General features: G+C 46.4%; 12 protein-coding genes. 2 read left to right on the top strand and 10 right to left on the bottom strand.

Annotated elements, in window-relative coordinates; genetic code table 11:
- Nucleotides 1–4 precede the first annotated feature (4 nt).
- Nucleotides 5–1,750: an aspartate--tRNA ligase gene (aspS, locus tag J3P40_RS03210; RefSeq protein ID WP_256002914.1), complete on the top strand. Its 1,746-nt coding sequence runs from the start codon at nt 5–7 to the stop codon at nt 1,748–1,750.
- Nucleotides 1,751–1,757: 7 nt separating this feature from the next.
- Here aspS and J3P40_RS03205 read toward each other — a convergent pair whose 3' ends face one another.
- The 9 genes from J3P40_RS03205 to J3P40_RS03165 form a co-directional block, all read right to left on the bottom strand.
- Nucleotides 1,758–2,216 (bottom strand): hypothetical protein, encoded by a 459-nt coding sequence (locus tag J3P40_RS03205; RefSeq protein ID WP_256002912.1) that lies wholly within the window; start codon nt 2,214–2,216, stop codon nt 1,758–1,760.
- Nucleotides 2,188–2,580 (bottom strand): phage holin family protein, encoded by a 393-nt coding sequence (locus J3P40_RS03200; protein WP_256002909.1) that lies wholly within the window; start codon nt 2,578–2,580, stop codon nt 2,188–2,190. The genes J3P40_RS03205 and J3P40_RS03200 overlap by 29 nt, the downstream gene beginning before the upstream one ends.
- 17 nt (nt 2,581–2,597) lie before the next feature.
- Nucleotides 2,598–2,864 carry a YtxH domain-containing protein gene (locus J3P40_RS03195; protein WP_256002907.1) on the bottom strand — a complete coding sequence of 89 codons (267 nt, stop codon included), beginning with the start codon at nt 2,862–2,864 and terminating at the stop codon, nt 2,598–2,600.
- A gap of 35 nt (nt 2,865–2,899) precedes the next feature.
- Nucleotides 2,900–3,961, bottom strand: a complete 1,062-nt coding sequence (locus J3P40_RS03190) for an AI-2E family transporter (RefSeq protein ID WP_256002905.1) — start codon at nt 3,959–3,961, stop codon at nt 2,900–2,902.
- Between the two features lie 12 nt (nt 3,962–3,973).
- Nucleotides 3,974–5,431, bottom strand: coding sequence for a hybrid sensor histidine kinase/response regulator (locus tag J3P40_RS03185; protein ID WP_256002902.1), 1,458 nt, complete (start codon nt 5,429–5,431; stop codon nt 3,974–3,976).
- Nucleotides 5,418–7,031 (bottom strand): sensor histidine kinase, encoded by a 1,614-nt coding sequence (locus tag J3P40_RS03180; protein ID WP_256002900.1) that lies wholly within the window; start codon nt 7,029–7,031, stop codon nt 5,418–5,420. The genes J3P40_RS03185 and J3P40_RS03180 overlap by 14 nt, the downstream gene beginning before the upstream one ends.
- A gap of 50 nt (nt 7,032–7,081) precedes the next feature.
- Nucleotides 7,082–8,482: a sigma-54-dependent transcriptional regulator gene (locus J3P40_RS03175; RefSeq protein ID WP_256002898.1), complete on the bottom strand. Its 1,401-nt coding sequence runs from the start codon at nt 8,480–8,482 to the stop codon at nt 7,082–7,084.
- Nucleotides 8,483–8,615: 133 nt separating this feature from the next.
- The gene (locus J3P40_RS03170) at nt 8,616–9,392 is read right to left on the bottom strand and encodes an enoyl-CoA hydratase/isomerase family protein (RefSeq protein ID WP_256002895.1); all 777 of its coding nucleotides are present in this window, start codon (nt 9,390–9,392) and stop codon (nt 8,616–8,618) included.
- 2 nt (nt 9,393–9,394) lie between these two features.
- Nucleotides 9,395–9,814 carry a cobalamin B12-binding domain-containing protein gene (locus tag J3P40_RS03165; RefSeq protein WP_256002894.1) on the bottom strand — a complete coding sequence of 140 codons (420 nt, stop codon included), beginning with the start codon at nt 9,812–9,814 and terminating at the stop codon, nt 9,395–9,397.
- Between the two features lie 78 nt (nt 9,815–9,892).
- Between J3P40_RS03165 and J3P40_RS03160 the strand changes: the two genes are divergently transcribed.
- The gene (locus J3P40_RS03160) at nt 9,893–11,554 is read left to right on the top strand and encodes a glutamine--tRNA ligase/YqeY domain fusion protein (protein WP_256002893.1); all 1,662 of its coding nucleotides are present in this window, start codon (nt 9,893–9,895) and stop codon (nt 11,552–11,554) included.
- A 1-nt stretch (nt 11,555) separates the two neighbouring features.
- On the opposite strand, the gene J3P40_RS03155 is transcribed toward J3P40_RS03160, so the two are convergent.
- Nucleotides 11,556–12,389: an N-acetylmuramoyl-L-alanine amidase gene (locus tag J3P40_RS03155; RefSeq protein WP_256002892.1), complete on the bottom strand. Its 834-nt coding sequence runs from the start codon at nt 12,387–12,389 to the stop codon at nt 11,556–11,558.
- Nucleotides 12,390–12,450 lie beyond the last annotated feature (61 nt).

The raw sequence follows: 12,450 nt of genomic DNA, 5'->3' as shown, positions 1-12,450 counted from the left end.
AAACATGCTTAGAACGACAACTTGCGGTGCTTTAAACCTTGAGAATCTGGGTCAAGAAGTGATTCTGTGCGGCTGGGTGCAAAAATCCAGGGACTTGGGCGGAATGACCTTTATCGATATTCGCGACCGGTATGGGATTACCCAGCTGGTGTTCAATATGGACGACAACCGTGAACTGTGTGAAGCGGCCCGGAACCTTGGCCGTGAATTCGTGATAAAAGTGACCGGTACTGTTGTTGAGCGCTCTAATAAAAACCTGAAGATACCTACCGGCGAAATCGAGATCAAAGTTTCGGCGCTGGAAATTCTGAATGCCGCTAAACTTCCGCCTTTCATGATTGATGATGAAACAGATGGCGGTGATGACCTGAGAATGAAATACCGCTACCTGGACCTGAGAAGGAACCCGGTAAGAAATAATATGGTATTGCGTCACAGAATGGCGCAATCTGTACGTCGTTATCTGGACGGCCTGGACTTTATAGAGGTGGAAACCCCGGTCCTGATTAAATCGACACCGGAAGGCGCACGTGACTTTGTGGTGCCAAGCCGCATGAATGCCGGTGAATTCTATGCCTTGCCGCAATCGCCGCAAACATTTAAGCAATTGCTGATGGTTTCTGGTTTCGACCGTTATTTTCAGATTGTGAAGTGCTTCAGGGATGAGGACTTACGTGCAGACAGGCAGCCGGAATTTACGCAGATCGATTGTGAAATGTCTTTTATTGAGCAGGAGGATATTCTGAACACATTTGAAGGCCTCATCCGGACGCTATTTAAGGAAATAAAAGGCATTGATTTACCGGAAGTGCCACGTATGCAGTATGCGGATGCGATGAGATTGTACGGTTCTGATAAGCCAGACACGCGTTTCGACATGAAGTTCGTTGAGCTTACTGAACTTGTTAAAGGCAAAGATTTCCCTGTATTTGAGCAAGCAGAACTTGTGATCGGAATCAACGCCAAAGGATGTGCCTCTTATACCCGTAAACAATTGGACGAGCTGACTGATTTCATCAAACGTCCGCAGATCGGTGGTACTGGTCTGATTTATATGCGCCATAATGAAGATGGTTCCCTAAAGTCTTCGGTGGATAAGTTCTATGACGAGACTGAGCTTAAAAAATGGTCGGAAGCCATGAATACGGAGGCGGGCGACCTGGTGCTGATCATGGCAGGCATCAAAGACAAGGTCCGTAAGCAGCTTAGCGAACTACGGCTTGAAATGGGCAGCCGGCTTGGGCTACGCGATAAAAATGCGTTCAGCGCCTTGTGGGTGCTTGACTTTCCTTTACTGGAGTGGGACGAAGAGACCGAACGTTATCATGCCATGCACCACCCCTTTACGTCACCAAAACCCGAAGATATCCCTCTGCTTGATACGCAGCCAGGAGAGGTAAGGGCAAATGCCTACGACATGGTGCTGAATGGCACGGAGATCGGGGGCGGATCTATCCGGATTCACGATCGTGGGTTACAGGCACTGATGTTTAAACATTTGGGCTTTAGCCCGGAAGAGGCACAAAAGCAATTTGGCTTTCTGATGGATGCATTTGAATATGGCGCGCCGCCACACGGGGGTATTGCATTTGGATTTGACCGGTTGTGTTCGCTCTTTGCGGGACTGGACACGATCAGGGATGTGATCGCCTTTCCGAAAAACAATTCAGGAAGAGATGTGATGATAGACAGCCCTTCGGCTATAGACGAAAAACAACTGACCGAATTAAAGATAAGAACAGCTTTATAAGCTGTTCTTAATAGGTTTCACTATCCGGCGGGATGCCATAATCTACGTAGGCAACCTCTGGCTTAGCTGCTTTTTTCTTCTTGCCGGTGAACCACGACTTAACCGTAGCAAAAGCATTAGCTATATTTTCTGCGTCCAGCGTTTTTCCGATCTTTCCCGAGGCAAGGCCCACCACCGCCTTGGTGATGATTCCAGAACCTTTAAACAGGGTATTGTTCATCACAAACGGCAGGATCAGCGACATGATACTACTGCTGATGTGCAGTTCCTCGTCTGCTTTAAGGAGATTTGAAGGATTCAGATGCCGTTTAAATAAATATGCAGGGGTAAACTGCTTGAGGTACGCTTTGCCATCGGCAACGATCGCCTCAGCCTGCATGTCGTTCTGCATCTTCAGGCTACTCAGCCTCGCTTGAAGGTCGTCCAGGTTCCGGATATTATATTTTCTTTTCATCGTTTCCATCATCTTCATCCAGTTTAGTAAAATATCGCCTTACAGTAACGTTAATGATGCCTTTCTCGATGTATTTGTCTTTGGTGAAAAAGACAATGAGTGCCAGAAGAAGATAAATCAGCGATACAGCACCAAAGCCGGCCGTAAAGCTGCCAAAAACATCAGACAGATATAAGGCCAGCGTAACTGAACCGAAAAGGAACGCAAGAATGAAACATACCAGCACCACGGTGTTAGTGACGATATCTGCGAATATCTTGGCAACCTTTTTCACCATCATAAGGTGCATGTATTCCAGCTTTGTCTCCAGGTAAACCTTTACATCTTCGTAAAGATCCTCAATACGCTTTTCTTTGATTTCTTCTTCCTGCATCATACGAAATTTAAGCGGTTTTAAGCATGTTCTAAATCGTCAGCATATTCTTCTTCGGTCTGCCCTAGCTTGCTCTTTACGGAACTTACGACCTTTTCTTTCAGGCTGGCCAGATTATTTATCTCATCGGCAGCACGGTCTTTAATGGTGTCGCCAAGGTCTTTGAGTGACTGGCCAAGTTTATCCCGGGTATCACTTCCTTTTTCAGGTGCGAACAGTAAGCCCAACGCTGCGCCCGCAGCTAAGCCTGCTAACAATGCTACCAACACTTTTGAATTATCATTCATAACTTTAAAATTTATATGTTTTTGTTTTGAAAATTCTATTGTAATAACCCCTCTTCATCGGAATTTGTTTTGATTCTCTCCAATCTTTCCGTAGCCAGTGCGCTCGTTTCGTAGATTTTAATAAGCAGCACAAAATAAGATATCAGCAAGGGTCCAAATACGAGTCCTAATATCCCAAATAGCGGAATACCGATCACGACGCCGATAACCGTAACGATGGGATGAATGTTTCCAACCTTTTTGGCGATCATAAACCGTAGCACATTGTCGATATTGATCAGAACAATGAAACCGAAAACCAGCATAGACCATCCCGCCATGTTGTTCCCGTTTGCAATCTGTATAAGTGCCGCAGGTACAAAGACGATTGGCGGACCGAGGATGGGCACGAACGAAATAAAGGTGGTAATAACGCCCCAGAACACCGGGTCGGAATATCCGAGCACATAGAATGCGACGCCCAGCAGCGAGCCCTGTACCAGGGCAATAAATCCCTGCCCTACAACATTGGCGTAAGTCGTATTGCGCATTTCTTCAGCGAAACGCTGCGCGTTTTGCTCCCTGAACGGAGCATATTTGAGCAAAGCTGCTTCGAATTTTTCCCGCTCCGCCAGCATGAAAAAAAGCAGAAAATACATCAGCAGAAGCCCGAATACGATATTAAACGCCCCGGTGATCAAGGAAGGGAACAATCCGGCGGCCCATGCGCCTGCCTTTTGTATGCCATCCTGGATAAGCTCCTGGACGTCGCCACCAAGTGGTACCAAATGAGTAAGTTTGAACATGATCCGCTTGAAGTACGCCGGATCGTTCTGAAGTTCGGCGATTTTCTCGATGACCATGCTGCTTAATCCATAAAAAGGCAGAACAAGGACGATCAGGGAAACGAATAATAACAGCACTGCAGCAACCTTTCGATTCATCTTTTTGGTTTCAGCGAGAAATATAAATCCGGGCCTGAGTATGGTATACAAAACCAGGGTGCTTAAGATTGATCCGAATATTCCCTGAAGCGAATACAGAATAAGTATTCCGAGCGCAATAATAATGATCAGATTGATATTGTTACGCTGCTTATAGCTGAAAAGTGACATCATATTAAATTAGATCTAAAGCCAAAGTGTGCTGTCTTTATAAACCGGAACCTGAATAAGAAACTGGCTGCCTGAAGGAAGCGCCTTGTACCTGATCTCCCCATGGTGGGTGGTAAGCAGCCGTTGGGCATGGGTAAGTCCCAGTCCGTTCGCCCTTATCTTAGTAGTAAAGAAAGGTTCAAAAATCTTAGACCTGTTGCCGGGAAGTATACCTGGGCCGTTATCTTCGACTGCAATTTCAAAACTCTTCTCGTTGATAGATGCCTTTACGCGAATTTGCTTTGGGTATGTTTCCATGGCCTCGACGGCATTTACCAGCACTATTTTTAAGGCTTCCACCATCTTCTGCCTATCCACAAAGGCCTGCGCACCGGATAAGTTGACTTCCCGGCTCAGCTGGATACCATGTCCGGCGATCAAATCCTGAATACCGGCAAGCGCTTCGTCAATAACCTCGCTAAGGTCATGCCGCTGCAAATTCAACGTCTTTGTTTCCGTACTGGATATGAAATTATGGATCAGCTGATTTAGCCTGTCGCAGTTGGCACGAACGATCTCCAGATTGCGCTGTACGGATTCATTATAAGCGAAACCTTCCTCGCTGGCCAATTCCTCAAGGGCGAGATTTATGGTCGACAACGGATCCCTCAGTTCGTCACCCAAGCCTCTCGCTATATGTTCAGAAATGGCCATTTTACCTAAATTCACAGATTGATCTTCAATTTGCTTGCGATAGCTCAGGTCGCGAACAATGGTATGGTAAGTTTCCGTTACACTGATCATGTCGGTTTGAATAAATGAAGACAAACTGCAATGGTACACATCGCCTGTGCCCGACACCATCTCACATTCAAAGTCGCTTAGTAGTCCTTTTGTTTCCAGAAGATGATGGAATTGTTCGGCATCAACGGGATTTCTAAACAATGACCGGTCATCGAGGCCGGAAATCTGATCATGCTGATATCCGAAAAACCTTAATCCTCCGCTATTCATATCCTGGATCCGGCCCTTATCGTCGGATATAAAAATGGGATCTTTGGCCTGCTCGAACATCGTCCGGTATTTACGCTCGCTACTCTTCAGCGCTTTCAAGATTCCCGCCTGCGTTAATGAGTACCTGATGCAGCGGTCAAGCATATCAGCTTCGATCTCATCTTTTACAAGATAATCCGCGGCGCCATACTGCATCGCCTGCTCATCAATTGAGCGGTCACCTTTTCCTGTTAACATGATAACGGGTTGTTCGGACCCCGAATTTTTTGCTTCCTGAAGCAACTCTATACCCGTACTTTTTCCAAGTCTGTAGTCGACCAGATAAACATCGTACAATGCTTTGCGTATAGCTGAAATGCCCTTCTCATAACTATTTACCCAGGAAAGCTCATATTTATCGGCCAACTCTCCAAATATCGCTTTGGTCAAGACATAGTCGTCTTCGTCATCGTCGATCAGCAGCACTTTAATTTTTTCCATCACTTTTTAAATTGAGCGTGTTAGTATGCTTTTTAGGCAACAGCACAGTGAAAACGGAACCTTGTCCCGGCTCACTGTCTGCATATATCAGCCCATTATGGTACGACACTATCTTTTTGCATATGGCCAGTCCAATACCCGTCCCCTCATATTCACTACGGATATGCTGTCTGTGAAAGAGATCAAATATCCGTCCTGCGTCGTTTCTATCAAAACCTATTCCGTTATCTTCAATGGTGATTGAAGCGTATTGTTGCCGGGGAACTATACCTTCCAGGTTCAACTGATCGTCTGTGGCCGACTGTGCGCTGATCTTAACGTGGGGGGGCTGTCCGGATCTGGTAAATTTAAGCGCATTACCTATCAGATTCAAAAACAACTGGTAGAGCTGAGTCTCAACGCCATAAACGCCTATCGATGCACTTACACTGATCGTCGCCTGTTTCTGCTCGATCGTATAATCCATGTCGTGCGTTATCCTTGTGATCAGATCACCCAGGTCGACCACCGTAAACCGCTTCCCATCACGGGTAGCTTTTGAAAATGTAAGCAGGTCGCTGATCAATACCCGCATGCGGTTAGCTGCCTGATCCATTCTGGACAAATAATCTTGAGCCTCTTCATCAAGGTTGCCACTGTGCTGCTCCTTAAGGCGCTTGCTAAAGGCCTGGATTTTTCGCAGCGGTTCCTGCAAATCGTGCGAAGCGACATAGGCGAACTGCTCCAAATCCTGATTTGACCGGTTAAGCGCGGATATCTTTTCTTCAAGCTGTACTTGCGCTTCACGCAATTCCGTAACGTCCTGAGTTGTTCCGATATAGGCAAAATTGTCGTTGATGCCAATACGCTTATATTCGCCCGCAGTAAGTACATGCCTGATCTGACCCGAAGGGCGCACAATACGATAATTTAGTTTAAATGGCGTTTTCCTTATCTGAGCCCGTTCAAATTCGGCCGTGACCTCCTTAAGATCCTCCTCATGTATCAGACTTTGGTAAGTATTGATATTCATTGTCACCGAATGAGGGAACAACCCGTGAATATTGTACATTTCGTCTGACCAAAGGATGTACTGTTTTCCTTCCATCCACTCCCAACTCCCGCTGTGAGAAACTTTTTCCGCCTCTCTTAGCAATGTCTCGTTAATTCTCAGCTTGAGCACGGCCTCCTTCAGTTCTGTGATATCCTGGATGGTCGCCACAAGCCGGCTTTCCTCCGACAGGTAAAGTCCTTGCGCAAGAATATACTTTCTAAGACCTGAAGGCTGCATGATCTGGTATTCAACGGCGAAATTTGAATTATTGTTTACCGCGGATTCCAGTGCCTTGGCGACCTTCTCCCTGTATTCGGGAACGATGACCCGGGTGTTTAGTTCTGCATCTGGTGTTATCTCGGTCTTAGTAAAACCATAAATGCGGTAAAGCTCGTCCGACCATTCAACCGCCCCCGAGCGTGTGTCTACCTGCCATGTTCCGATATGGGCTATCTGCTCTGCCCGCTCCAGCAGTTGCCCTTTGCTGGCCAACCCACGATTAGTTTGTTCTAGTTCCGTTACATTGTGCGTATATCGCCGGATTGCCCCGCTCAACCTCATGTTCATATACAACAAGATGAGGCATATCAGGCCGATTGCGATGGAGAAAAACACGGCTATGTGTCAAGATTGATCGCTTTCATTTTATTATACAAAGTTTTGCGATCGATATTAAGGATCTTGGCTGCCTTGGTCTTATTGAAGTTGACCTCGCGCAGCACCTTCAAAATGGTTTCGTATTCAGCCTCCAATGCTGCGTTTTTCAAGTCTCTGGGCTTATCAAACCGGGAAAGCGAGTTCTCTATCGCAGAAGCCTTGGCATAGGTCGATATTTCGAGTGGAAGGGCTTTCAATTGAATTTCGTCGGTTTCCGCGAGCAGCGTAGCCCGTCGAACAACGTTTTTTAACTCCCTTACATTTCCCGGCCAGTTATAGGTCAGAAGGCACTCCTCCACCTCTGCGGAAAATCCTTTTACGTTTTTATCCAGTTCCCTGTTTGCGAAGTCCAGAAAATTATTGGCGAAAGTAAGGATATCCCGACCTCGCTGACTCAAAGGCGGAAGTTCAATGGAAAATTCATTGAATCTGTGAAACAAATCTTCCCTGAACTTACCTTTTTGGATAGCGTTGGCCAGGTTCTCGTTAGTCGCTACAATAATGCGCACATCAAGGTCTATCTCTTTGGTGCTACCGATCCGCTTTATCTTTCGCTCCTGAACCGTGCGGAGCAAGGCCGCCTGAATATCGTAAGATAGGTTGCCTACCTCATCAAGAAACAAAGTACCGCCGTTCGCCATTTCAAAGTGACCGATCTTCGTATATAAGGCTCCTGTGAAGGCGCCTTTTTCATGCCCAAAGAACTCGCTGCCGGCAAGTTCCTTGGTTAAGGATCCACAGTCCATTGCAACAAAGGGCTGATCTTTTCGGGGACTGTTGAGATGAATCGCCTTTGCAACCGACTCTTTCCCTGTACCACTTTCCCCCATCAGGATGACGCTGTAGGAAGTTGGTGCTACAAGCTGTATCTGCTTGAGCAAATCTTTTGAAGATTGACTCTGACCTACCACAAAATTGTCCGTATTAACATAGGTTGCTTTTGCCGGCTTTTGCTTAGGAGCATCTGCGGAAATATCGGATTGGTCCGTATTCAGCGCGATCTGCGTCTCAATGGCTTTGTTGATCGTGTTCAGAATTTCATCGGGATAGAGCGGCTTGGTGATGTAATCATAGGCCCCAAGTTTAATAAGTTCAACAGCCAGCTTGATATCTGAATAACCAGTGATGATAATCACTCCGGTTTTAGGGTAGCTTTCCTTAATTCTGATGAGCATTTCCTTTCCATCTGTATCTTCCAAACGATAGTCGCACAGCACCAGATCGTACTTTTCCCGGCTCAGGTGTTCCATGGCAGTAACGCCGCTGGTTGCGGTAGTCACGCTGAAAGAATTCCTGGTTAAAAACTTCGAAAGAAGCAGACCTATATTGACCTCATCATCTACTATTAATATTTTTCTCATATAGCTAACTTGGCACCTTATTTACGAAATAAATATAGGTATGTTTTTTTTATTGGGAAATATTCTCCACAGTTTTATTTAAAAAAGTCCCAATAAACCTCGAAGAAAAAAGGAAATAAGGCGTGTTCCCGAGCTATATGCCCTTGAATACCGGCTTGCGCTTTTCCATAAAGGCCTGCACCCCCTCCTGGAAATCATGTGTACCGAAGCACGCGGCAAACTCGTGAATTTCCGTCAGAAAGCCGGAATTTCCAGTCGACGCGTTTACGGCCCGGATAGCTGCGGCGATCGCCAGAGGCGCGTGCTGTATGATTTTCCTCATGACCTCTTCTGACTTTTCCATGAGTTCTGCTAAAGGAACAATATGATTCACTATTCCGATCTCCAGAGCATTCGACGCGGTGATCATCTCTGCCGTTGCGATCATTTCAAGTGCCCGACCTTTGCCGATCAGCTGAGTCAACCGCTGTGTACCGCCATAACCAGGGATAAGCCCCAAAGTAACCTCCGGTAAACCCAGCCGCGCGTGATCTGCGGCTATGCGAAGATGACACGACAAGGCCAGTTCCAGCCCGCCTCCGAGTGCAAAACCGTTGATAGCAGCGATAACCGGCTTAACGGAAGTCTCGATAGCGTTAAAAACGCTGCGTTGACCTGTCTCCGCTAAAGCCTTACCCTGTTCTACATTAAAGGATGCGAATTCAGCGATATCGGCGCCTGCAACAAACGCCTTCTCACCGGCACCTGTAAGTATAATCCCTCCAATGTTCGGATCTGCCTGCGCCGAAGCGATGACATCACTGAGTTCAGTGATCGTCTGAGTGTTTAGCGCATTGAGTTTCGGAGCTCTGTTAATCGTGACATGAAGAATACGGTCTCTTAATTCGACGAGAAGGTTTTGATAGGTCATAGTTAAAAAGTTCTGTTTACTGACACCCAGTTCTTTATATAATCGACAACGGACGCCATTGTAGTGCCCGGCGAAAACAGCTCTCCCACACCCATTTTCTTGAGCGCTAAGGCATCTGCCGCCGGAATTATGCCACCTCCGGTAAGCAACACATCGTTGAGTCCCTTCTCATTCATCAACCGTATGATCTTAGGGAAAACGGTCATATGCGCGCCGGAAAGAATTGAGATGCCGATAGCATCGACATCTTCCTGCAATGCTGTATTTACCACCATCTCCGGCGTTTGCCTTAAACCTGTATAGATGACTTCCATTCCGGCATCGCGGAGCGAAGTAGCGATTACTTTTGCGCCTCTGTCATGTCCGTCAAGCCCCACTTTCGCGACAAGAACACGTATCGGTCTTTGTAATGCGTTATCCATATTAATGTGAATAGTATGCGGTAAATGTAATTAATTTAGCGGTTTTATGTTAACTTTGAGGCAAAAATTACAGTTTTTATGAGTGAGAAAAGATCATTGAACTTTATTGAAGAGATCATTGAAAACGATTTAAAGAGTGGCCGGTACGAAACCTTAATAACCCGCTTCCCTCCGGAACCGAACGGTTATCTGCACATCGGACATGCAAAAGCCATTTGTCTTAATTTCGGCCTTACTCAGAAATACGGAGGCTATACCAATCTCAGATTTGACGACACAAACCCAGTGACGGAAAAGACAGAATATGTGGACAGCCAGCAAAACGATATAAAGTGGTTGGGCTTTCAGTGGAAAAATGAACTTTATACCTCTGACTATTTCGATACTTTATACGCTTTCGCAGTAAAACTCATCGAAAAAGGACTGGCCTATGTAGACGATAGCACGGCAGACGAGATTGCTGAACAGAAAGGCACTCCGACTGAACCGGGGAAAGACAGCCCTTACAGGACCCGAACAATTGCAGAGAATCTTGATCTTTTCAGCCGGATGAAAGCAGGCGAATTCCCTGACGGAGCATGCACGCTCCGCGCAAAGATTGACATGGCAAGTCCGAATATGCTAATGCGCGATCCGATCTTATACCGGATCAAACACGCGGAGCACCATCGTACAGGAAACAAATGGTGCATCTATCCTATGTATGATTTCGCTCACGGGCAAAGTGACAGCATTGAATCAATTACCCATTCTATTTGCACACTCGAGTATGTTGCGCACCGTGAATTGTACGACTGGCTGATTGAGCAATTGGACATCTTCCCGTCTAAACAATACGAGTTTGCCCGACTAAACCTGTCATATACCGTAATGAGCAAGCGTAAGCTTCTGCAGCTTGTAAATGATGGTGTGGTAAGTGGCTGGGACGATCCGCGCATGCCTACGATAAGCGGTCTGAGGCGCAGAGGATATACCCCGGAGAGCATTCGCGATTTTTGTGAAAGAATCGGGATCGCAAAGCGCGAAAACATCATAGAGTTAAGCCTCCTGGAATTCTGTATCCGGGAACATCTTAACAAAACCGCCACCCGAGTGATGGCCGTGATGGACCCAATTAAACTTGTTATTACCAATTACCCTGAAGACAAAGAGGAGATTTTAATTGGCGAAAACAATCCGGAGGCGGAAGACAAAGGCGGGACCCGGGAAATACCATTCAGTAATACATTATGGATCGAGCGTGAAGACTTCATGGAAGTCCCGGCAAAGAAATGGTTCCGGTTAGCCCCGGGCTCCATGGTTCGGCTGAAGCATGCATATATTGTGAAATGCGAGGATTTCAAAAAAGATGACAACGGCAACCTTACAGAAGTCCACTGTTCTTACATCCCGGAGTCTAAAAGCGGGTCTGACACAAGCGGTATTAACGTAAAAGGCACCATCCACTGGGTAAGCGCTTCTCACGCAAAAAAGGCAGAAGTGAGGCTCTACGATCGTTTGTTCACGGTTGAGTCGCCAGACGCGGAAGCGCGAGATTTTAAGGACTACCTTAACCCGAACAGCGTTGAGGTACTCCATGACGTATACATTGAACCTTTTCTGGCTCAGGCTTCATCCAACGTACGCTACCAGTTCATCCGCAAGGGATACTATTGCCTCGACAGGGACGCTACTGCCGAAAAGCCCGTTTTCAACCGTACTGTCTCTCTCAAGGACGCCTGGTCTAAAGCCAACAAATAGGCTAGAGATATTTGCGGTACAAACTGAATAACACCTGTTTATCGTAGGGCGTTAGTGCAGGGCTAATATCTGTTTGAATAAAATGCCGCTTAAAGGCGGTAATTGCGGCCGGGAGATTACTGACGTCATATCCGATAATCCGAAGCGCAGCTTTTGTATCAAAGGTATCAGGAGGCGTTATTAGAATAGCGTCATACCAATATCCGAAACCTTTCTCGGCAAGTGTTTTCCATGGAAACATATTCGGATCCTGCTTTCGGCCGGGCGCCATATCGGAGTGACCTATAAAATTGGCTACCGGAATGTTGTGCTTCTTTTTCAACGCGGCTAGTACCTCGAGAAGACTGTTGATTTGAGCGTCAGGATAGGGTTCGCTTCCCGTGTTATCCAGTTCAATGCCGATCGACGACGAATTAAGATCGGTATCATTTCCCCATTTGCCCGCGCCGGCATGATGAGATCTGAGGTAATCATTTACCATCTGGATCACTTTTCCGTCGCGCCCAATTATGTAGTGAGCACTCACTTGTGTTCTTGCCAGGATAAAGGTATTGATGGTTTGTTCGGTCGATTTTTGCGCGGTATGATGAAGAATAACAAAATTCGGCTTTCTCAGTCCGAAATTTACAGAGCCAACCCATGCCTGTTGATTCGCGGGAATTGTCTCACTTCCCTGATTTAAAGGGGGCGTTGCTTCAATTATCTTTGCATAGGCTCTGGCCTGACTTTTATAGATTTTATTCGTCGCTGCATATTTTCCGCCTCCGCAGGAGCTAAGCAGAACGGCAAAACTTATAAGGGCAAAAACATTTTTGCTGACGGGGGAGTTTTTCATAGCATAGGTATTGGGCTGTGAAATTACTAATTTTTGCTATTTTAGCCGCTATTTCTTCGGA

Origin of the sequence: Pedobacter deserti (genome assembly GCF_024436415.1) — a bacterium.
GTDB classification, from domain to species: domain Bacteria; phylum Bacteroidota; class Bacteroidia; order Sphingobacteriales; family Sphingobacteriaceae; genus Pedobacter; species Pedobacter faecalis.
Note: the sequence above shows the minus strand (reverse complement) of the source record. Positions and strands in the feature narration are given on the sequence as shown.